The sequence below is a fragment of the Paraburkholderia sp. PAMB 6770 genome, from assembly GCF_057748135.1.
The window spans coordinates 1,233,258-1,253,329 of the sequence record NZ_CM173238.1; the positions used below are offsets into that span (position 1 = coordinate 1,233,258).

The 20,072-nt window shown below is 67.8% G+C and carries 17 protein-coding genes and 1 tRNA gene; 10 read left to right on the forward strand and 8 right to left on the reverse strand.

The window, feature by feature from the left end; translation table 11 throughout:
* Positions 1-11 precede the first annotated feature (11 nt).
* Positions 12-560, forward strand: coding sequence for an FKBP-type peptidyl-prolyl cis-trans isomerase (locus tag AC3AP7_RS05680; RefSeq protein WP_475764630.1), 549 nt, complete (start codon positions 12-14; stop codon positions 558-560).
* Here the strand turns inward: AC3AP7_RS05680 and AC3AP7_RS05685 are convergent.
* From AC3AP7_RS05685 to AC3AP7_RS05700, 4 genes are all read right to left on the reverse strand, one after another.
* Complete coding sequence (locus AC3AP7_RS05685) at positions 540-1,886, reverse strand: hypothetical protein (protein ID WP_475764629.1); 1,347 nt, start codon at positions 1,884-1,886, stop codon at positions 540-542. The two genes, AC3AP7_RS05680 and AC3AP7_RS05685, sit on opposite strands and share 21 nt — an antisense overlap.
* Positions 1,873-4,566, reverse strand: a complete 2,694-nt coding sequence (mutS, locus tag AC3AP7_RS05690) for a DNA mismatch repair protein MutS (RefSeq protein WP_475764628.1) — start codon at positions 4,564-4,566, stop codon at positions 1,873-1,875. Before mutS ends, AC3AP7_RS05685 begins: the two co-directional genes overlap by 14 nt.
* A gap of 96 nt (positions 4,567-4,662) precedes the next feature.
* Entirely contained in the window at positions 4,663-5,961 is a 1,299-nt protein-coding gene (gene lplT / locus AC3AP7_RS05695) for a lysophospholipid transporter LplT (protein ID WP_475764627.1), read from the reverse strand.
* A 118-nt stretch (positions 5,962-6,079) separates the two neighbouring features.
* The gene (locus AC3AP7_RS05700) at positions 6,080-6,883 is read right to left on the reverse strand and encodes an inositol monophosphatase family protein (protein ID WP_475764626.1); all 804 of its coding nucleotides are present in this window, start codon (positions 6,881-6,883) and stop codon (positions 6,080-6,082) included.
* A 309-nt stretch (positions 6,884-7,192) separates the two neighbouring features.
* Between AC3AP7_RS05700 and AC3AP7_RS05705 the strand changes: the two genes are divergently transcribed.
* Positions 7,193-7,981 (forward strand): RNA methyltransferase, encoded by a 789-nt coding sequence (locus AC3AP7_RS05705; RefSeq protein WP_475768063.1) that lies wholly within the window; start codon positions 7,193-7,195, stop codon positions 7,979-7,981.
* A 345-nt stretch (positions 7,982-8,326) separates the two neighbouring features.
* Complete coding sequence (gene cysE / locus AC3AP7_RS05710) at positions 8,327-9,169, forward strand: serine O-acetyltransferase (protein WP_475764625.1); 843 nt, start codon at positions 8,327-8,329, stop codon at positions 9,167-9,169.
* A gap of 135 nt (positions 9,170-9,304) precedes the next feature.
* On the opposite strand, the gene AC3AP7_RS05715 is transcribed toward cysE, so the two are convergent.
* The 4 genes from AC3AP7_RS05715 to AC3AP7_RS05730 all read right to left on the reverse strand — a co-directional run bounded on the left by AC3AP7_RS05715 (position 9,305) and on the right by AC3AP7_RS05730 (position 12,117).
* On the reverse strand, positions 9,305-10,102 hold the full coding sequence (locus tag AC3AP7_RS05715; RefSeq protein ID WP_475764624.1) for a UDP-2,3-diacylglucosamine diphosphatase: 798 nt from the start codon (positions 10,100-10,102) through the stop codon (positions 9,305-9,307).
* Positions 10,103-10,177: 75 nt separating this feature from the next.
* Complete coding sequence (locus AC3AP7_RS05720) at positions 10,178-10,672, reverse strand: peptidylprolyl isomerase (protein ID WP_475764623.1); 495 nt, start codon at positions 10,670-10,672, stop codon at positions 10,178-10,180.
* A 75-nt stretch (positions 10,673-10,747) separates the two neighbouring features.
* Entirely contained in the window at positions 10,748-11,326 is a 579-nt protein-coding gene (locus AC3AP7_RS05725) for a peptidylprolyl isomerase (RefSeq protein ID WP_475764622.1), read from the reverse strand.
* A 71-nt stretch (positions 11,327-11,397) separates the two neighbouring features.
* Positions 11,398-12,117, reverse strand: a complete 720-nt coding sequence (locus AC3AP7_RS05730) for a tetratricopeptide repeat protein (RefSeq protein WP_475764621.1) — start codon at positions 12,115-12,117, stop codon at positions 11,398-11,400.
* 241 nt (positions 12,118-12,358) lie between these two features.
* Between AC3AP7_RS05730 and cysS the strand changes: the two genes are divergently transcribed.
* From cysS to AC3AP7_RS05765, 7 genes are all read left to right on the forward strand, one after another.
* Positions 12,359-13,756, forward strand: a complete 1,398-nt coding sequence (gene cysS / locus AC3AP7_RS05735) for a cysteine--tRNA ligase (protein WP_475764620.1) — start codon at positions 12,359-12,361, stop codon at positions 13,754-13,756.
* Between the two features lie 47 nt (positions 13,757-13,803).
* Complete coding sequence (locus AC3AP7_RS05740) at positions 13,804-14,778, forward strand: DNA-3-methyladenine glycosylase family protein (protein ID WP_475764619.1); 975 nt, start codon at positions 13,804-13,806, stop codon at positions 14,776-14,778.
* 113 nt (positions 14,779-14,891) lie between these two features.
* Positions 14,892-15,863 (forward strand): acetyl-CoA carboxylase carboxyltransferase subunit alpha, encoded by a 972-nt coding sequence (locus tag AC3AP7_RS05745; protein ID WP_475764618.1) that lies wholly within the window; start codon positions 14,892-14,894, stop codon positions 15,861-15,863.
* Positions 15,864-15,912: 49 nt separating this feature from the next.
* The gene (gene tilS / locus AC3AP7_RS05750; RefSeq protein WP_475764617.1) at positions 15,913-17,328 is read left to right on the forward strand and encodes a tRNA lysidine(34) synthetase TilS; all 1,416 of its coding nucleotides are present in this window, start codon (positions 15,913-15,915) and stop codon (positions 17,326-17,328) included.
* 448 nt (positions 17,329-17,776) lie between these two features.
* Positions 17,777-19,027 (forward strand): aspartate kinase, encoded by a 1,251-nt coding sequence (locus tag AC3AP7_RS05755; protein ID WP_475764616.1) that lies wholly within the window; start codon positions 17,777-17,779, stop codon positions 19,025-19,027.
* Positions 19,028-19,149: 122 nt separating this feature from the next.
* A tRNA-Ser gene (locus AC3AP7_RS05760) sits at positions 19,150-19,243 on the forward strand.
* 377 nt (positions 19,244-19,620) lie between these two features.
* Entirely contained in the window at positions 19,621-19,959 is a 339-nt protein-coding gene (locus AC3AP7_RS05765) for a hypothetical protein (RefSeq protein ID WP_475764615.1), read from the forward strand.
* The last annotated feature ends 113 nt before the right edge of the window (positions 19,960-20,072 follow it).

Here is a 20,072-nt window from a genome sequence, read left to right on the forward strand (position 1 = left end):
TGGAGAATCGAATGAAAATCGCAAAGAACACCGTCGTGTCGGTCGCTTACAAGCTGTCGGATGCGCAGGGCAACCTGATTGAGGAAAGCGACGAGCCGATGGTCTATCTGCACGGCGGCTATGATGGCACGTTCCCCAAGATCGAGGAAGAGCTCGACGGCCGGGAAGCCGGCTTCGAGACCCAGATCCAGCTGGAACCACAGGACGCGTTTGGCGAGTACGACCCGGAGCTGGTGAAGATCGAGCCGCGCGACCGTTTTCCAGAGCCGCTCGAAATCGGCATGCAGTTCGAGGGGACGCCGGAAGAGGGGGATGAGGAACTCGACTCGCTCGTCTACGTCGTCACCGACATTGCCGACGACAAGGTCGTGCTCGACGGCAACCATCCGCTCGCGGGCATGGCGCTGCGCTTCAATCTCACGGTCAAGGATGTGCGCGAGGCGACGGAAGACGAGATCCAGCACGAGCATCCGCATGGGGCAAGCGGCCTCGAAGTGCTCGACGAAGAAGACGACGAGGACGAAGACGAAGAGCCGAAATCAGGGCCCACGCTGCACTGAGCTTGCCGGCTGTGCGCCCGTGCCCGCCGGTGCGGGCACGCTGGGGTTTGCTGCTTGATCCGGTGCCTGGTTCGGCGCTTGATCCTGCCCTTCTGGCCAGACCGGCTGGCTGGCTGGCAGGTCCGGCGGCGCGGGCGTTGGCAGTAGCGGCGGCAGGTCGGGCGGCAGATCCGGTGACCCGTTCGACGCCGGATTCGGCGGCGTCAACGAATCGGGCACCCCATAGCCGGATGCGGGCATCGGGCCGGACGGCGCGAGCGGCTGCACCGCCACCGGCACCAGCGGCAAGTCGCGCGGTACCGCGCGCACCCTCACATGAAACGGCGGCCGGCGCGCCATGTCCGCGTCGACTTCGATCCATTGGTCGAGACGGTCCGCCGGCGCAAACGCGAGTCGCGTCAGATTCCACACCACCTGTCCCCGGTCGTTGCGCAACGGCTGGTCGATCTTGAATCCGCTGGCGAGCCGGTGGTCATCGGCGTGAATCAGCAGCACCGGGCCATGAAAAATCTCGGCGACGTGGATCAGGTCGCGCTTCAGTTCGAGAAAGCCATCACGCGGGCGATGGCGCGCAAAGCGCAGCCACGCGAAGCGCTCCGGCCGTTCATAACGTCGCGGATCCGGATCGGCTGAAATGAAAATGACGAGCGCGCGCGCGTTGCGCCGCCTTGCGTACTCCGCCGCATGATCGAGCCAGAATGCGTTGGCGATCACGCGGTCGTCGAACTCGCCGTTGCGCCCGCCTGCATCGAGATAGTGATTGTTCGGCGCCGGTACGTTCAGGCCGATGAAAACCGTATCGTCGAGCGTCCAGCGCACGTTTTCCCGGTACTGCGTGAAGCGCGAGACTTCGCTTTCGCGGGTAAGCGCGACGGGATTTTGCCCCATCGACGACGAATCCGAGAATATCGTCTGGCGCAACTGGTAGAGCCGCTCAGCCGGGTCGAATTCGCCGGCTTGCGGCGTGCCGCAATCGACCCAGTCGTGTTCGCCGGGGATAAAGACCAGCGCCGGGCGCGCCGCCTGCAGCAGCGCCTCGCGGCGTTCGAACAGCGCATCGCGGCAGGATTCCTGCGACCCGCGCAGGCCGCCGTCGTAGACGATGAACGCGGTGTCCGGCTCACGGCCGATCGCGCGGATCAGCCGCTGCACGTAGATTTCGTCTGCAGTGCTGCGCATCGTGTTGGCGACGACGGCAAAGCGGTAACGCAGCGGCGCCGCATGCGCACCGGAAAAAGCCGTGCACGCCGCCGTCAGCGCGGCGCAAAGCGCCGCGCGCCAAGGGCGCGGCATGCGCATTCGCCGGTGACGCTCAATGCGAGTCATCCGCGTCGCTTGCCAGATCGCGTAGCGCGTAGATCAGATCGAGTGCGTCGCGCGGGCGCAGTGCATCCGGGTCGAGTTCGCGCAGGCGCGCGAGCAGCGTCTCGTGCGCGGCGGTGAGTGCCGGCCGCACGGGTTGCGCGGGTCGCACGCGTGACGGCGCCGGCTCGCCGGGTTCGTCCGGTGGCGGCGCGGCGAACAGGTCGAGTTGCGGCGTCGGCTGGGCGGCCGACTGCTGCTCCAGATGCGCGAGGTGTTTGCGCGCGGCGCGGATCACCGGTGCCGGCACGCCGGCCAGTTGCGCGACCTGCAGGCCATAGCTCTGGTTCGCGGGCCCCTCGTTGACCGCGTGCAGGAAGACGATGCCGTGGTCGTGCTCGACCGCCGACAGGTGCACGTTCGCGGCCTGCGAGAATTCGCCCGGCAGCTGCGTGAGCTCGAAGTAGTGGGTGGCGAACAGCGTGTGACAGCCGTTGTGCGCAAGCAGATGCCGTGCGATGGCCCACGCGAGCGCGAGGCCGTCGAAGGTCGAGGTGCCGCGGCCGATTTCGTCCATCAGCACGAGGCTGCGCGGTGTCGCGTCGTTCAGGATCGCGGCCGCTTCGGTCATCTCGACCATGAAGGTCGAGCGGCCGCCGGCAAGGTCGTCGGCGGCGCCGATGCGCGTGAAGATGCGGTCGATCGGGCCGAACGATGCGCGCCGCGCGGGCACGTAGCTGCCGGTATAGGCCATCAGCGCGATCAGCGCGGTCTGGCGCATGAAGGTGGATTTACCCCCCATGTTCGGCCCGGTGATCAGCAGCAGCTTGCGCTCGGCGTTCAGCAGGCAGTCGTTGGCGATGAACTGTTCGACCTGGGCCTCGACCACCGGATGCCGGCCTTGTTCGATGTCGATCCCGCCGTCCGGCGAAAACGACGGCGCCACCCAGTCGAGGGCGCGCGCGCGCTCGCCGAACGTGCCGAGCAGGTCCAGTTCGGCGAGCGCGGCCGCGACCCGCTGGCAGTCGGCGATATACGGCAGGAGCGTCTGCAGCAGCGCGTCGTAGAGTGCCTTCTCGCGGGCGAGCGCGCGTTCCTGGGCGGACAGCGCCTTGTCTTCGAAGGTCTTCAGCTCGGGCGTGATGTAGCGCTCGGCATTCTTCAGCGTCTGACGCCGGCGGTAGTCGTCCGGCACCTTGTCGGTCTGACCGCGCGTGACCTCGATATAGAAACCGTGCACCTTGTTGTACTCGACGCGCAGGTTGCCGATGCCGGTGCGCGCACGCTCGCGCGTTTCGAGGTCGATCAGGAACTGGCCGCAGTTCTCCGAGATGTCGCGCAGCTCGTCGAGCTCGGCGTCGTAGCCGCGCGCGATCACGCCGCCGTCCCGTACCATCGCGGCCGGCTCGGCGGCGACCGCGCGCGACAGCAGGTCGAAGCAGGGCGCGGGCGGCTCGAGCTGCGCATGCAGGCGCGCGAGCGAATCGGCCGCGCCGGCGACAGGTGCAAGCTGCGCGCGCAGTTCGGGCAGCGCGGCGAACGTGTCGCGCAGGCTCGACAGGTCGCGCGGCCGCGCCGACAGCAGCGCGAGACGGCCGGTGATCCGTTCGATGTCGGCGATGCGGCGCAGTGCCGCACGCAGCGGATCGAGGCCGGCGCCGGCCGGCGCATCGAGCAGCGCGCCGATCGCCTGGTGGCGGCTCTGCGCGATGGCGGCGTCGCGCGGCGGATGATGCAGCCAGTGGCGCAGCAGGCGGCTGCCCATCGTCGTGCAGCAGGTGTCGAGCAGCGAGCACAGCGTCGGACTTTCGGTGCCGCGCAGCGTTTCGGTGAGTTCGAGGTTGCGGCGGGTCGCGGGGTCGAGTCCGATGTATTCGGATTCGGATTCCACTTTCAGGCTGCGCACATGACGCAGCTGTTGGCCCTGGGTGGCCGCCGCGTAGATCAGCAGCGCGCCGGCCGCGCCGCATGCGCTCGCCAGCGAATGCGCGCCGAACCCGTCGAGGCCCGCGACGCCCAGCTGATCGCACAGCCGCTGCCGTCCCGAGGCGATGTCGAAGTGCCATGCCGGCACGCGGGTAAGCGCGCCGAAGCCGGCCGGCACCGACCAGCCGTTGGCTTCCTGCGGCTGATCCGCGACGAGGATTTCGGCCGGGCGGATCCGCTCGAGCACGGCGGCCGCCTGGTCCGGCGCGACCTCGGCAAGGCGCAGCGCGCCGCTCGCGAGATTCAGCCACGCAAGCCCGAGGCCGGTCGGCACGCCGCGCCGGTTATGGCCGACGCACACGGCGAGCAGATACACGTCGCTCTTGTCCGACAGCAGCGCGGCGTCGGTGAGCGTGCCCGGCGTGACGACGCGCACGACCTTGCGCTCGACCGGACCCTTCGAGGTGGCCGGATCGCCGATCTGCTCGCAGATCGCAACCGATTCACCGAGCTTCACGAGTTTGGCGAGGTACTGTTCGACGGCATGATGCGGCACGCCGGCCATCCGGATCGGATTGCCGGCCGATGCGCCGCGCTGCGTGAGCGTCAGATCGAGCAGGCGCGCGGCTTTTTCCGCGTCGTCGAAGAACAGCTCGTAGAAGTCGCCCATCCGGTAGAACACCAGCGTGCCGGGATGCTCGGCCTTGATGCGCAGATACTGCTGCATCATCGGCGTGTGCTGCGCGACGTCAGTGGCGGTAGCGGTTTGCATGCCCATTCTGTGAAGACATAAAAGTTTCTCGCCGAGAGTGTAACCCGTCGCCGGGCGCTGCGAAGCCTGGCCGGATGGCGAGGCGCCGCGTGTCCGCGGGCCTTACTCGCCGACCAGGGCGCGCAGGTCGACGCGGCGCGCGTTCGCGCGGCTGCGCCGCAGCGCCAGCGCCATCATCAGCGTGATGAAGCTGCCGAACACCACGATGATCCACGGCACCGGCAGCCGCGCGGTGAGCAGCAGCGCGTACAGGCCGAGCATCAGCAGCACGGCCAGATTCTGGTTGAAGTTCTGTACCGCGATCGAATGTCCGGCGGTGAGCAGCGTCGCGCCGCGGTGCTGCAGCACCGCGTTCATCGGCACGATGAAAAAGCCCGACAGCGCGCCGAGCAGGATCATCAGCGGATACGCGAACACCAGATAGAGCGGTGCGACGAACGGCCCCACGCGAAAGCCTTCGCCGGCCGGAAACAGGCCCTTGCCGTAAAACGCCATGGCCACCGCGACGGCGCCGCTCACGATGCCGACCGGCAGCACCTTCAGCGAATGGCGCAGCGGCACCAGCGCCGCGGCGGCGGCCGCGCCGACCGCAATGCCGAGCCCCGCGACGCCTTGCATCAGCGCGGCTTTCGACAGCGACAGGCCGAGGTTGACGTCGGCCCACTTCAGCACCAGCAGTTGCAGCGTGACGGCGCCGCCCCACATCAGCGTCGTGACCCACAGCGCGATCTGCGCGAGCTCGTCGCGCCAGAGTACGTTGAAGCAGTGCACGAAGTCGTCGACGAGGCGCTTCGGCTCGGCGAGGCGGTTTGGGTAACGCGCGCCGGTGTCGGGAATGCCGATGTTCAGCAGTGCCGCGAGCGCGTACGTGAGCATCACGGCGAGCATCGCGAGGTCCGCGGCGGAGTGGATGAGCGGCAGCGCCGTGCGCGCGACAAGGCGCTGCGCGTAATGGCTCACGAGCGCGCCGCCGAGCATCGTGCCGACGATCGTCGACAGCACGGTGGCCGATTCCAGCCATGCATTGGCCGCGACGAGCCGTTCGGCCGGCAGCAGTTCCGTCAGGATTCCATACTTTGCCGGGGAGTACGCCGCCGCGCCGAAGCCGACCACGCCGTAGGCGATCATCGGATGGACGCCGGCGATCATCATCAGGCAGCCGCCCGCTTTCAGCGCGTTCGAGACGAACATCACGTGGCGCTTTTGCAGCGCGTCGGCGAACGCGCCGACGAACGGCGCGAGCAGCACGTAGGAGACCGTGAAGAAGATCTGCAGCAGCGGCGTCATCCACGCGGCGGATCCGATGACCGAGAGCAGCGCGATGGCCGCGATCAGCAGCGCATTGTCGGCGAGCGAGGACACGAACTGCGCCGCGATGATCGTGTAGAAGCCTTTTTTCATGAAGCAGTCTGGAGTGCCGTCCGTACTCCCGGACAGGTCGCGCACGAAACGGGGCCGCCCCGGCCGCGCGGCGCGGGTGGCGGCAACGCGGCGGGCAGGCGCCCCCGCCCGGCGCGCGTTACGCCGCCTGCTGGCGGGTGCGGCTGTAGCGCGACAGGAGGGGCACCATCTGCGCGTAGACCTTCGGGTTGCCCGCGACGATCTCGCCGACGTGCAGGAAGTCCGAGTCGCCGGTGTAGTTGCCGACGAGGCCGCCCGCCTCGGTGATCAGCAGGCTGCCCGCGGCCACGTCCCACGGATTCAGGCCCTGCTCGAAGAAGCCGTCGAGGCGGCCGGCCGCGACGTTGGCCAGATCGAGCGCCGCCGCGCCGGGGCGGCGCAGGCCCGCGCAGGACTCGGTCATTTCGGTGAACAGGCGCGCATAGGCGTCGAGTCCGTCGGTTTCGCGAAACGGAAAGCCGGTGCCGATCAGGGCATCCGCGAGGCGGTCGCGCCGCGCGACGCGGATGCGGCGGTCGTTGAGGAACGCGCCGCGGCCGCGCGACGCGGTGAACAGATCGTTGCTGTTCGGATCGTAGACGACGGCCTGCGTGACGATGCCCTTGTGCGCGAGCGCGATGGACACGCAGTAGTACGGGAAGCCGTGAATGAAGTTCGTCGTGCCGTCGAGCGGATCGACGATCCACTGGTACTCGGATTCGTTCTCCGAGCGGCCGGATTCCTCGGCGAGGATCGCGTGATCCGGGTAGGCGGTTTTCAGCGTTTCGATGATCGCCGCTTCCGACGCCTTGTCGACCTCCGTGACGAAATCGTTGTGCTGTTTCTTGCTGACCTGGATCAGGTCGAGGTCGAGCGATGCCCGGGTGATGATCTGCGCCGCGCGGCGGGCGGCCTTGACCGCGATATTGAGCATGGGATGCATGAGCCAGTATCCTTGTGCCGGCGCAGCATGGCGGCTGCCCGGTAATGGAGCCGAAATCGGCTGAAGTCGGCGGAAACAGCGCGGAACGCACGCCTGCCGGCGTGTTCCGTCCACGGAGACGAATTGGGTAAGAACGGGGCGCGGCCACGCGGGCGGCGCACAATCTGCGTATTTTACCCGACTCGGCGTCGCTGCTGCAGTCGCGCGGCGCGAACCGGCGCGCGGTTGGCGCTAACATAATGGGTTTTTGCGCTCCCCGTTTCCATCGTGACCACGTCCCAGTCTCCGAATCCGTCGCCGCCCGCCGAACTGTGCGTACCGGACAGCGCCGTGCCCGTGCGCGGCGGTTTTACGTCGACCCGCTTCGTGCTCGTCGAGCCCAGCCACCCCGGCAATGTCGGCGCGGCGGCACGCGCGCTGAAGACGATGGGTTTCTCGCGTCTCGTGCTGGTCGCGCCGCGCGTCGCGCACGTGCAGTCGGACCCCGAAGCGATCGCGATGGCAAGCGGCGCCGACGACGTGCTCGCCGCCGCCCACGTGGTGCCGACGCTCGCCGACGCGCTCGCCGGCGTGCACTGGTCGGTCGCGCTGACCGCGCGGCTGCGTGAATACGGCCCGCCGCAGTTCGCGCCGCGCGCCGCGGCGGCGCACGCGCGCGCGCATTCGGCGCAGGGCGACGTGGCGCTGGTGTTCGGCAACGAGCGTACCGGCCTGTCGAACGAGGACGTCGAGCGGTGCAGCGTGCTCGCGCATATTCCGGCGAATCCGGCGTATAGCTCGCTGAACCTCGCGCAGGCGGTTCAGGTGCTCGCGTACGAACTGCGCACCGCCTACGTCGGGGCGCCCGAGGACGGCGGCGCGCAGGAGCCGGCCGTGGTGCGCGCGTCGAGCGACGACATCGAGCGGATGTACGTACACCTGGAAAATGCGCTGATCGCACTCGATTTTCTGGATCCGGCCAACCCCAAGAAGCTGATGTCGCGGCTGCGCCGCCTGTTCGCTCGCGCCGGGCTGGAGCGCGAAGAGGTGAACATCGTGCGGGGCATCGCGAAGCATATCCTGCTGAGGATCAACGGGCCGCACGACGGTCCGCGCTAAGGTTCGCGGGGCGCGCAGAGGGCTGCACGGAAGGCTGCACAGCCAGGCCGCACAGCCGGGCCGCACAGCCGGGCCGCACAGCCAGGCCACAAAGCCACGCCACGCAGCCAGGTCACACAGCCAGGTCACACAGCCAGGCCGCACAGCCGGGCCACACGGAAGGCCATGCCGGGCGCCCGCCCCTGCGGCGACCTTGACGCCAGCGGGGGCATCCGGCAAGCGGCGCGCCTCTCGCCCTACAATGCCCCACAGATATCCGGCCGGCTGCCGCGCGGCGCCGGCGTTCCTGCGGGCGGCCGCGCGCTGCCGTATGGCCGTCCTGTCCTCCGGGCCTGCGTTTCCACCATGTTCACGAGACTTCGCGAAGACATTGCTTCGATCCGCGAGCGCGATCCCGCCGCCCGCAGCGCCTGGGAAGTGCTCACGTGCTATCCGGGGTTGCACGCGCTCGTGCTGCACCGCCTCGCGCACGCGTGCTGGCGGGCGAAGCGGCGCTGGCTCGCGCGCCTGGTGTCGCAGTTCGCCCGCTTTCTGACCGGCATCGAAATTCATCCGGGCGCGACGATCGGCCGCCGTGTGTTCATCGACCACGGAATGGGCGTCGTGATCGGCGAGACCGCCGAGATCGGCGACGACTGCACGATCTATCAGGGCGTGACGCTCGGCGGCACCTCGCTCACGCGCGGGGCGAAGCGGCATCCGACGCTCGGGTGCGGCGTGATCGTCGGGGCGGGCGCGAAGGTGCTCGGCGGCTTCACGGTCGGGGAGAACGCGAAGATCGGCTCGAACGCGGTGGTCGTGAAGCCGGTGCCCGCGGGCGGCACGGCGGTCGGCAATCCGGCGCGCGTCATCGTGCCGGCGGCGGGCGGTGCATCCAGCCCATCGGCGGCCTCTTCGGCAGGCGCTTCCGGCGCGGCCGCCGCGGATACGCTGCCGGCGGCGCGCCAGGGCTTTTGCGCGTACGGCATTGCGCCGAATGCGGACGATCCGGTGTCGCTCGCGCTGCACGGCCTGATCGATCATGCGGCGACGCAGGCGCAGCGCATCGACGAGATCGTGGCCGCGCTCGAACGGCTCGGCGCGAGCCTCGAAGCGATGCAAGGCGCGGAAGGTGCGCTGCGCGACCTGCATCGCCTGTCGGCCGCGATCGACGGCCGGGCGGACGGCGTCGTCGGCACGGAGCGCTGATTTTTCGCGGGTTCTTCCCGGGTTCTTCGCCGATTCTTTGCGCGGCCCTGATCGGCGGCCGCAGCGAGGCCGCATCGTCTGCCTGGTGGTCCTCACTGTGCTCAACCACCGCTCAACCTCTGCCGCTGACGCGCGTCAGTCGAGCGGCAGCGCGCGCAAGCCTTCCGCGTCGGCGCGCAGATAGCCGCCGCGCGGCTCGCCGTGATCGAGATCCCAGTCGGGCAATACCCAGCGCGTGCCGTCGGGTTCGCGGTGACGCGCCGGCCGGTGCGTGTGGCCGTGGATGATCACGTGCGTGCCGGTCTGGCGAAACAGCGCCGCCACGCCTTCGCGCGTGACGTCGTATTTCGGCGATACGGGCCGGGCGCGGCCTTCTTCGCTTGCCGCGCGCATGCGGCGCGCGAGCGCCGCGCGCCAGCGGAACGGCCACGCAAGAAACAGCCGCTGGGCGACGCGGCAGCGCGCGATGCGGCGAAACCGCATATAGCCGCGATCGTCCGTGCATAGCGCATCGCCATGCGCGAGCGCGATGCGCGTGCCGAATGCGGTGATCACGAACGGATCCGGCAGCCAGACGGCGCCCGCGGCCTGCATGAAGCGCCGGCCCAGCAGGAAGTCGCGGTTGCCGTGCATGATGTAGAGCGCGATGCCGCGCTCGGTGAGCGTATGCAGCAGCGCCGCGATGCGGGCGATGAACGGATCCGCGAGCATGTCGTCGCCGATCCAGTATTCGAACAGGTCGCCGAGAATGAACACGGAGTCGGCCTGCTCCGCCGTGACGCGCACGAAGTGCTCGAATGCCGCGACCGTGCGCGGGATCGCCTCGCCCAGATGCAGGTCGGAGAGGAAGAAGTAGGGGCGCGCGACGCGCCGGCGGTCATCTTCGCCAGGCACGCCCGCGGCGACGCCTCGCAGCGGCGTTTCTTGCAGCATCGGTGGGTGCCTGAAAACGGTTGCGGTCTGCACGGCGCGCGCACGCGATGTGGCGCGTGCGCGCGGCACAGGGGCTCAGTCGACGACGACGGCTTTCTCGATGACGACGTCCTCGACCGGCACGTCCTGATGAAAGCCCTTCGAGCCGGTCTTCACCTTCCTGATCTTCTCGAGCACGTCGAGACCCTCGACGACCTTGCCGAACACCGCGTAGCCCCAGCCTTGCGGGGTCGGCGACGAGTGGTTCAGGAAGTCGTTGTCGTTGACGTTGATGAAGAACTGCGCGGTGGCGGAGTGCGGATCGTTGGTGCGCGCCATCGCGATCGAGCCGACCACGTTCTTCAGGCCGTTGTTCGCCTCGTTCTCGATCGGCTCAAGGGTCGGCTTCTGCTTCATGCCGGGCTCGAAGCCGCCGCCCTGGATCATGAAGCCGTCGATTACGCGGTGAAACACGGTGTTGTCGTAGTGGCCGGCCTTCACGTAGCTGAGGAAGTTCTCGACCGATTTCGGGGCTTTCGCGGCGTCCAGTTCGAGCTTGATGACGCCGTGATTCGTATGCAGTTCAACCATGATGGCATTCCTTGATGAACGGGTGGGGGAAGGGCGCGGCGCGCGGCCTTGCGGGTGCGTGCCGCGCGGGCGGGCTTACTGGCTGACCACCGTGGCGGATTCGATCACGACCGGCGTGACCGGCACGTTGGCCATCGGGCCGCGAGTCGTGGTCGGCGTGCCTTCGATCTTCTTCACGACATCCATGCCGGAGACGACCTTGCCGAACACGGCATAGCCGTAGCCGTCCTGACCCGGATAGTCGAGCCCCGGGTTGTCGACGGTATTGATGAAGAATTGCGCGGTTGCCGAATTCGGATCGCTCGTGCGGGCCATCGCGATGGTCCCGGCCACGTTTTTCAGGCCGTTGCGGCTTTCGAGCGGGATCGGCGCGCGGGTCGGCTTCTCGGCGTAGCTCTGCGTGTAGCCGCCGCCCTGGATCATGAAGCCGGGGATCACGCGATGGAAGATCGTGCCGCTGTACTGGCCGGACTTCACGTATTCGAGGAAGTTCGCGACGGTCTTCGGCGCTTTCTCGGGGTTCAGCGCGACGCGGAAATCGCCGTCCGTGGTCTTGAACAGCACGACCGGGTGGGTGGCCTGCGCGGACTGCGCGAACACCGGCGCGGTGGCGATCAGGGTGGCGCCGCCGAGCGCCAGCATCAACCATTTCATGAGAGTCCTCGGGGTGGGAAAATGCGTGGAAAAAGGGTGGGCGCGCGAGCCGGCGCCCCCGCGGGTGGCCGCTATTGCGACGGCGCCGTATAGGGCGGCATCGCGAGCGGGCCGTTCGAGCCGCCGAACTGGAAGCTCGGCGCCGGCACCACGTCCGATGGCGCGGTCTGCGCGCGCGCGGCGGGCGCTGCTTTTTTCGCCGGCGTGCCGGGGTGCGGCGAGACGATCTCGCGGATGTCGGCCAGGCGCTGCTGCGTGGGGCCGCTCGCCTCGCCGAGATCGGCGGCGCGCTGGTAAGCCGACGCGGCGAGCCGCAGATACAGGTCGCCGAGATTCTCGTAGGCGAGCCCGTAGTTCGGGTTGGCTTTCGTCGCGGTTTCGAGCGTCTCGCGGGCTTCCTCGTAGCGGCCTTCCTTTGCGTAGAGCGCGGCGAGGTTGTTGTATGGCTCCGGCAGTTCGGGGTAGGCCTGGGTGAGCGCGACGTACGCCGCGATCGCGTCGCTGTCGCGATTCAGGTACACGAGCACCGTGGCGCGCTTGAACTGCGCCTGCACGTCGCGCGGATGCGAAGCGATGCGCGCATCGAGTTGCGTGAGCGCGGCGGGCCAGTTTTTCTGCGCGATCAGTGCGTCGATTGCCGGGGTGCCGTCGCGCACGGCCGGTCCGTTGCTGAACACGGGCGTCTTCTGCGCATACGCGCTCGCGCCCGGCAGGAGCAGGGCGGCGAGGCCGCACAAGGCCGTTGCCGCGAGGGTCGCGGCGCTGCGCGCGCGGCCGCTGGAAGATTTCATAGGCTCGGATCGGGATGTTATACTCCGAGCCATTCTAACAAAACGTCTGCGCGTTCCGTCGAACCGCGGACTGTCTTATCGCCACTCGTGGTCGTCCCCGCCTTGAGTGCAGTCTGAGCGCCGCATCGGGTACGCTCTCGCACTGCCCGGCAAGCTGCTGTTCGTGTCCTGCTTCGCGCGCATGCGCCAGAGCGGGGCGCGCGAAACAAGGTGGATGTCCTTCGGCCCACGCATCGTCTCTATGGAATCACTGCGTATCTACAACACGCTCACGCGTGACAAGCAAACTTTCGTGCCGCTGCAGGAAGGCGTCGTGCGCATGTACGTCTGCGGGATGACGGTGTACGACTACTGCCACATCGGCCACGCGCGCGTGATGGTCGTGTTCGATATCGTGCAGCGCTGGCTGCGCACGCTCGGCTACGCGGTGACCTACGTGCGCAACATTACCGACATCGACGACAAGATCATCCGTCGCGCGGTGGAGAACGGCGAGACGATCAAGGCGCTGACCGACCGCTTCATTGCCGCGCTGCATGAAGATGCGGATGCGCTCGGCATCGCCCGCCCCGATCACGAGCCGCGCGCGACCGGCTATATCCCGCAGATGCTCGGCATGATCGGGCGTCTCGAAGCGAACGGCTACGCGTACCGGGCGACCGACGGCGACGTGAACTACGCGGTGCGCAAATTCGCCGGCTACGGCAGGCTCTCGGGCAAGTCGCTCGAAGACCTGCGCGCGGGCGAGCGCGTCGCCGCCAACGACGCCAAGCAGGACCCGCTCGACTTCGTGCTGTGGAAGCAGGCGAAGCCAGAGGAGCCCGCCGACACCGGCTGGGAATCGCCGTACGGACGCGGGCGGCCCGGCTGGCATATCGAATGTTCGGCGATGAGCTGCGCGCTGCTCGGCGAGCGCTTCGACATCCACGGCGGCGGCCAGGACCTGCAGTTTCCGCACCACGAGAACGAGATCGCGCAAAGCGAAGGGGCGACCGGTCAAACGTTTGTCAATTACTGGATGCACAACGGCTACGTTCAGATCGACAATGAAAAGATGTCGAAGTCGCTCGGCAACTTCTTTACGATCCGTGAAGTGCTCGAGCGCTACGATGCCGAAGTGGTGCGGTTCTTCATTGCGCGCGCGCATTACCGCTCGCCGCTGAACTACAGCGACACGCATATCGACGACGCGCGCAACGCGCTCACGCGGCTGTACACGGCGCTGAAGGACGTCGCGCCCGACGCCCGCGCGCTCGACTGGAACGAGGCGCACGCGCAGCGTTTTCGCGCGGCGATGAACGACGACTTCAACACGCCGGTCGCGGTGGCGGTGTTGTTCGAACTGGCGGGCGAAGTGAACCGCACGCGCGACGCTGCGCTTGCGCGCCAGTTGCGCGCGCTCGCGCAGCTGCTCGGGCTGCTCGGCCGCGCGCCGCGCGCCTATTTGCAGCAGGCGGCCGGCCATGCGGGCGAAGGCGCGCCGGACGCGGCCGCGATCGAAGCGAAGATCGCCGCGCGCACGGCCGCGAAGCAGGCGAAGGACTATGCGGCGGCAGACCGGATCCGGGCCGAGTTGCTCGAAGCCGGGATTGCACTCGAAGACAAACCGGGCGGGCTGACCGAGTGGCGGCGCGTATGAACGCGGCGCACGGTTCCCTCTGATCGACTCGCCAGGCAGGAGGCAGGATGGCAACGGCCACGAAGACGCCGGCTAAACGGGCCGCGTCTCACAGCAGTGCGGCAGGTGCGGCGAAGCGCGCGCGCGAGGCGCGCGAGGCGCAGGCGGTCGACGGCAACGTGAAGGCAGCCGGCAAGCGTGCCGAAGACGCCGTGCAGCCGGTCGCGAAGCGCGCGCTCAATGGCAGTGGCGCGCGTGCCAGCAAACCCGCCGGCAGCGCGCGCACCCGGGCGCAGACCGGCAACGGCGCGGCGCCCGCCGCGCCCGACGGCGCAGGCGAGGCCGAAACCGTGGTCGACGGCGCGCGCCGCGCGTACGACCCGGCCGTCGCGCCGGTCGCCGGCGCGCATGCGCACGCGGAAGCCACCCGCCCCACGTACTGGGACCGCGCGTGCGCCGACCTCGTGAAGCGCGACCGCATCCTGAAGAAGCTGATTCCGAAATTCGGCCCCGTGCATCTGACGCCGCGCGACGATCCGTTCGTCACGCTCGCGCGCTCGGTCGTCGGGCAGCAGGTGTCGGTGCCGTCCGCGCAGGCCGCATGGGCGCGCGTCGAAAGCGTGTGCCCGAAGCTCGTGCCGCAGCAGTTCATCCGCGTCGGACACGACGGACTGACCGGTTGCGGGCTGTCGAAGCGCAAGGCCGAGTACATTCTCGATCTCGCCGAGCACTTCGTATCGGGCGCGCTGCATGTCGGCAAGTGGACGTCGATGGAAGACGAGGCGGTCATCGCCGAGCTCACGCAGATTCGCGGCATCGGCCGCTGGACCGCGGAGATGTTCCTGATCTTCAACCTCTCGCGTCCCGATGTGCTGCCGCTCGACGACCTCGGCCTGATTCGCGCGATCAGTCTGAATTACTTCAGCGGCGAACCGGTCACCCGCAGCGAGGCGCGCGAGGTTGCCGCGAACTGGGAACCGTGGCGCACCGTGGCCACCTGGTATATGTGGCGCAGCCTCGACCCGCTCGCGGCCGGCGGCTGAGCGCGCGTTTGCGTGACCTATCGATTTTTTCAGGTCGATAGTTTCGGGCAAGTTTTGACTTCGGCGGGCGCGGTTAGAATACGCGCTGCCGGTAAGTCCAAGGATTACAACCAATGAAGACCACCTTTCTGGATTTCGAACAGCCCATCGCCGAGCTCGAAGCGAAAATCGAAGAATTGCGCTTCGTGCAGGACGATTCGGCCGTCGATATTTCGGAAGAGATCGAGCGGCTCTCGAAGAAGAGCCAGCAGCTCACGAAGGATCTGTACGCGAACCTGAGCCCGTGGCAGGTGTCGCAGATCGCGCGCCATCCGCAGCGTCCGTACACGCTCGACTACGTGAACGAACTGTTCACCGATTTCCACGAACTGCACGGCGACCGCGCGTTCGCGGACGATCTCGCGATCGTCGGCGGCCTCGCGCGCTTCAATGGCCAGGCCTGCATGGTGATCGGCCATCAGAAAGGGCGCGACACGAAGGAGCGCTCGCTGCGCAATTTCGGCATGCCGCGTCCCGAGGGGTATCGCAAGGCCGAACGGCTGATGCGTCTCGCCGAGAAGTTCGGTCTGCCGATCTTCTCGTTCGTCGATACGCCGGGCGCTTATCCGGGCATCGGCGCCGAAGAGCGCGGCCAGTCGGAGGCGATCGGCCGCAACCTGTATGTGATGGCCGAGCTGAAGACGCCGGTGATCACGACGGTGATCGGCGAAGGCGGCTCCGGCGGCGCGCTCGCCATTGCGGTGGCCGACAGCGTGCTGATGCTGCAGTTCTCCACCTACTCGGTGATCTCGCCGGAAGGCTGCGCGTCGATCCTGTGGAAGAGCGCGGCGAAGGCGCCGGAGGCGGCCGAGGCGCTCGGCCTGACCGCGCACCGGCTGAAGGCGCTCGGCCTCATCGACAAGATCGTCAACGAACCGCTCGGCGGCGCGCATCGCGATCCGAAGGGCATGGCGGCGCTGCTGCGCCGTGCGCTCGCGGACTCGCTGCGTCAACTGCAGGGCATGAGCGTGTCCGACCTGCGCGATCGCCGTTTCGAGCGGCTGATGGCGTACGGCAAGTTCAAGGAAACGACGCCTGGCGCGTGAGCCGGCGTTCGCTCTTCCGATCCGACGAGGCGCGCCGCGCCTTCATGCCGTGACCCATTCCGCTGATTCCACCGCCGGGCGCCTCGTGATCGAGGCGCTCGAAGCGGCGTTTGCCGCGTTGCCGGCGCGCGCGCGGGTGGCGATCGCGTTCAGCGGTGGACTCGATTCGTCGGTGCTGCTCGATGCGGCGGTGCGGGTCGGCGGCGCGGCGCGCTGCGTCGCGCTGCACGTGCATCACGGTCTGAGTCCGCATGCCGATCAATGGCTGGCGCATTGCGATGCGTTTGCGCGCGCGCGCGGCGTTGCGTTTGCCGCGCAGCGCGTCGAGCGGGTGCGCACGCCCGGCGCGAGCGTGGAAGCGGCCGCGCGCGACGCGCGCTACCGCGCGCTCGACGCGATGTGCGCGCAGGCCGGCGTGGCCGCGCTCTGGCTCGCGCAGCATGCGGACGACCAGGCCGAGACGGTGCTGCTGCAACTGCTGCGCGGCGCAGGTCTCGCGGGACTCGCGGCGATGGCGCCGACGCGGCGGCCGCCGGGCGGCGGTGTCGAGCGCGGACGGCCGCTGCTGCATCTGTTGCGCGCGCAACTGTCGCAGTATGCGCAGCAGCACACGCCGGGCTGGATCGACGACGAATCGAACGCCGACACGCGCTACGCGCGCAATGCGCTGCGGCACGACGTGATGCCGGCGCTCGCAATCCACTTCCCCGGCTTTCGCGATGCGCTTGCGCGCACGGCCGCGCACGCCGCCGCCGCGCAGCGACTGCTCGACGAACTTGCGCGCATCGATTTCGCCGCCGCGCAGTGCGGCGACGACTCTGCGTTGTCGCGCGCCGCGCTGCTCGCGCTCGACGACGACCGCGCGCTCAACCTGCTGCGCTACTGGATCCGTTCGCTCGGTTTGCCGGCGGCGTCGAGCGCGCGCTTGCGCGACGCGTTGCGGCAGTTGCGCGAAGCACGCGAGGACGGCGCGCTGCGCGTCGACCATGCGGGTCAGGCGCTGCGCAGCTACCGCGGCGCGATCTACTGGGAGGCGGGCGACAGCCGCGAGCCGGCCGACGAGACCTCATTCGCCGAACGTCCCGCGAGCCGGCTCGACTGGCGCGGTGAAGCGATCTGGCGTCTGCCGCAGTGGCGCGGCACGTTTCTGTTCATTCCCGCGGCGCCGCGCGAGCCGGGTGCGGTGCCGGTTGCGTTGCTGCGTTCGGCGCCGCTCATTGCCTGCTCGCGCCGCGGCGGCGAGCGCATGCGCGAGAGCGGGCAGGGCGCGAGCCGCACGCTGAAGAACCTGTTCCAGGCGCGCGGCGTGCCCGCATGGAAACGCGACGTGCCGTTGCTGTTCGTCGGCGAACGGCTGCTGTTCGTGCCGCGCGTGGGGCTGAATGCCGGCGCGCTCGACGCGGTGTCGCCACCCGGCGATGCGTACGTGCGGATCGAATGGCGCGAGGACCTGCTGATCGCCTGAGCGCGGCGCGGCGACGCGATGCACGGGGTGCGCTGGCGCGCGGGCCGCACGCGTGGATGTGCCGCCCTGTCATGTCGCCTCGTGTGCCCGGGAGCCGGGACCCGCACGCGGCGTCGACGCCCCGCGCGGCTTGTAATTTCGCGCTCGATCAGGTAGCGTATGGCGTTTGCCCGAGCCGCTTTTTACGACTGCTTTTCACGCGGTTTTCACACGTGGTCTTCGCACGTTTCCGGCCCTTTTTCGGATTTTCCGTCAACTTTCCGGTCATCGTGTGCAGCGCCTCGCGATCCTTCGCGGGTCCATCCGCGTGTCGCGCGTGTCGCATATGCGCTGCTTCCACGCTGTCACGCCCTTGCTGCCGGTCGTTGCCAAACGGCGCGCGCAGCGGGCGGATCCAGCGGTCGTCTCCAGCGTGCCCGCGCGGTTTCTTCTCCAGTACAGAACGACAATGGCACTCATCGTACACAAATACGGCGGCACTTCGATGGGCTCGGTCGAGCGCATCCAGAACGTCGCGAAGCGCGTCGCAAAATGGCACAAGGCCGGTCACCGGATGGTCGTCGTGCCGTCTGCGATGTCGGGCGAAACGAATCGTCTGCTCGGCCTCGCGAAGGGGCTTTCGGCACAGCCGAGCCCGCGTGAGCTCGACATGATCGCGGCGACCGGCGAGCAGGTCAGCTCGGGGCTGCTGGCGATCGCGCTGCAGGAGGCGGGCGTCGACGCGGTCAGCTACGCGGGCTGGCAGGTGCCGGTGCGCACCGATAGCGCGTTCACGAAGGCGCGCATCAGCGAGATCGACGGCGCGCGCGTGCTGCGCGACCTCGACGCCGGCAAGGTGGTCGTGATCACGGGCTTCCAGGGGATCGATCCCGACGGCCACATCACGACGCTCGGACGCGGCGGCTCCGACACGTCGGCGGTGGCGGTGGCGGCGGCGCTGAAGGCCGACGAGTGCCTGATCTACACCGACGTCGACGGCGTCTATACGACCGACCCGCGCGTGGTGGAAGAGGCGCGCCGGCTCGACCGCGTGACGTTCGAAGAGATGCTGGAGATGGCGAGCCTCGGGTCGAAGGTGCTGCAGATCCGCTCGGTGGAATTCGCCGGCAAATATCAGGTGAAGACCCGGGTGCTGTCGAGCCTGACCGATCCGCTGATTCCGCTCGAAGACGAAATGAACTCGGGCACGCTGATTACTTTTGAAGAAGACGAGACCATGGAAAAAGCAGTCATCTCGGGCATCGCGTTCCAGCGCGACGAAGCACGCATTGCCGTGATGGGTGTGCCCGACAAGCCCGGCATCGCGTACCAGATTCTCGGCCCGGTGGCGGACGCCAATATCGACGTCGACATGATCATCCAGAACCAGAGTGTCGAGGGCAAGACTGCGTTCACGTTCACGGTCGGGCGCGGCGATTATCAGCGCGCGATGGACATCCTCGAAGGCCAGGTGAAGGAGCATGTGAAGGCCGAGCAGGTGCTGGGCGATCCGAAGGTGTCGAAGGTCTCCGTGGTCGGCGTAGGCATGCGCTCGCACGTCGGCATCGCGAGCAAGATGTTCCGCACGCTGTCGGAAGAGGGCATCAACATCCAGATGATCTCGACCTCGGAAATCAAGATTTCGGTGCTGATCGACGAGAAATACATGGAACTCGCGGTCCGCGCGCTGCACAAGGCGTTCGAACTCGACCAGGCCTGAGCGCGGCGGGTTCGGCGCGCCTGAGCCCAGATAAAAAATGCGTGCCAGAGTTTGACCTTCGCGCCTAAACCCGCTATGATCTTGCCTTCGTCGCGCTGACTCCCTGCACGACGAAAAGTTTGGGAGACGTGGCCGAGAGGTCGAAGGCACTCCCCTGCTAAGGGAGCATCTGGGCCAAAACCTGGATCGAGGGTTCGAATCCCTCCGTCTCCGCCAGAAATGGCGGCGGAACCCCGTAAGTTCGAGGACTTACGGGGTTTTTGTTTTTCAGCGCGCCGGTCTTCCGGTTTGCGTGATGCAGGGTGTTGTCCAGATTCGCCGCCTTCACCTGAAAACGGGCATGGAATAATACGGAATCCGAACGATTCAAGCGATGCCGTGGCGACGCGGCGGTCTGCGACGGCGCGATGACGCGCGAGAATGTATTACATCGCGGCGGCTTGTTCACTTAATGCCGCACGCGTGTAACCAAACGTTACCCTGCGCATCTGCCCACGACGATATGCATCAGTTCTTACAAACTTGAAATACGCGGGAAGCGGCCTTGCGCTATATTGGCGTCAACACCACACTTCTCAAAAAAGGTGAATGCCATGAAGTCCATTCGTCTTGCTTCGCTGATGATCGGGGTGCTCGCGCTGGGCGCTTCGGGCGCTGCCATGGCTGGCGTCAGCGTCGGGTTCAACATCGGGATTCCTGCGCCGGTGTATGTCGCGCCTGCACCGGTCTACGCGCCGCCGCCGCCTCCGCCGCCGGTCGTCTATCAACCAGCACCGGTCTATTACGGTGGTCCGTCGATCGTGATCGGCTGGCATGGCGACCGCTACTGGGATGGCCGCCGCTACTGGTCGCGCAACGACTGGTACCGTCATCATGGCGGCGGGCGCTGGGGGGATCACGGCCGCTGGGGCGATAACGGCCGCTGGCATTAAGCGCGTTGCGCACACAACAAAAAACCGCCTGCAAAGGCGGTTTTTTGTTGTTCGGCCCGTGTGTTCCCGCGGGTCGGGGAGACCGCGGCGCCGCGGGCGCGGCGCATCCTGTG

Bases quoted from the DNA above. Each gene is read 5' to 3' on its own strand.
- AC3AP7_RS05715 (WP_475764624.1), bottom strand. From the start codon at position 10,102: ATGCTGCAAGAAACGCCGCTGCGAGGCGTCGCCGCGGGCGTGCCTGGC.
- AC3AP7_RS05680 (WP_475764630.1), top strand. From the start codon at position 12: ATGAAAATCGCAAAGAACACCGTCGTGTCGGTCGCTTACAAGCTGTCG.
- AC3AP7_RS05755 (WP_475764616.1), top strand. From the start codon at position 17,777: ATGGCACTCATCGTACACAAATACGGCGGCACTTCGATGGGCTCGGTC.
- AC3AP7_RS05730 (WP_475764621.1), bottom strand. From the start codon at position 12,117: ATGAAATCTTCCAGCGGCCGCGCGCGCAGCGCCGCGACCCTCGCGGCA.
- AC3AP7_RS05700 (WP_475764626.1), bottom strand. From the start codon at position 6,883: ATGCATCCCATGCTCAATATCGCGGTCAAGGCCGCCCGCCGCGCGGCG.
- AC3AP7_RS05740 (WP_475764619.1), top strand. From the start codon at position 13,804: ATGGCAACGGCCACGAAGACGCCGGCTAAACGGGCCGCGTCTCACAGC.
- AC3AP7_RS05765 (WP_475764615.1), top strand. From the start codon at position 19,621: ATGAAGTCCATTCGTCTTGCTTCGCTGATGATCGGGGTGCTCGCGCTG.
- AC3AP7_RS05745 (WP_475764618.1), top strand. From the start codon at position 14,892: ATGAAGACCACCTTTCTGGATTTCGAACAGCCCATCGCCGAGCTCGAA.
- AC3AP7_RS05685 (WP_475764629.1), bottom strand. From the start codon at position 1,886: ATGACTCGCATTGAGCGTCACCGGCGAATGCGCATGCCGCGCCCTTGG.
- AC3AP7_RS05725 (WP_475764622.1), bottom strand. From the start codon at position 11,326: ATGAAATGGTTGATGCTGGCGCTCGGCGGCGCCACCCTGATCGCCACC.
- cysS (WP_475764620.1), top strand. From the start codon at position 12,359: ATGGAATCACTGCGTATCTACAACACGCTCACGCGTGACAAGCAAACT.
- mutS (WP_475764628.1), bottom strand. From the start codon at position 4,566: ATGGGCATGCAAACCGCTACCGCCACTGACGTCGCGCAGCACACGCCG.
- cysE (WP_475764625.1), top strand. From the start codon at position 8,327: ATGTTCACGAGACTTCGCGAAGACATTGCTTCGATCCGCGAGCGCGAT.
- lplT (WP_475764627.1), bottom strand. From the start codon at position 5,961: ATGAAAAAAGGCTTCTACACGATCATCGCGGCGCAGTTCGTGTCCTCG.
- AC3AP7_RS05720 (WP_475764623.1), bottom strand. From the start codon at position 10,672: ATGGTTGAACTGCATACGAATCACGGCGTCATCAAGCTCGAACTGGAC.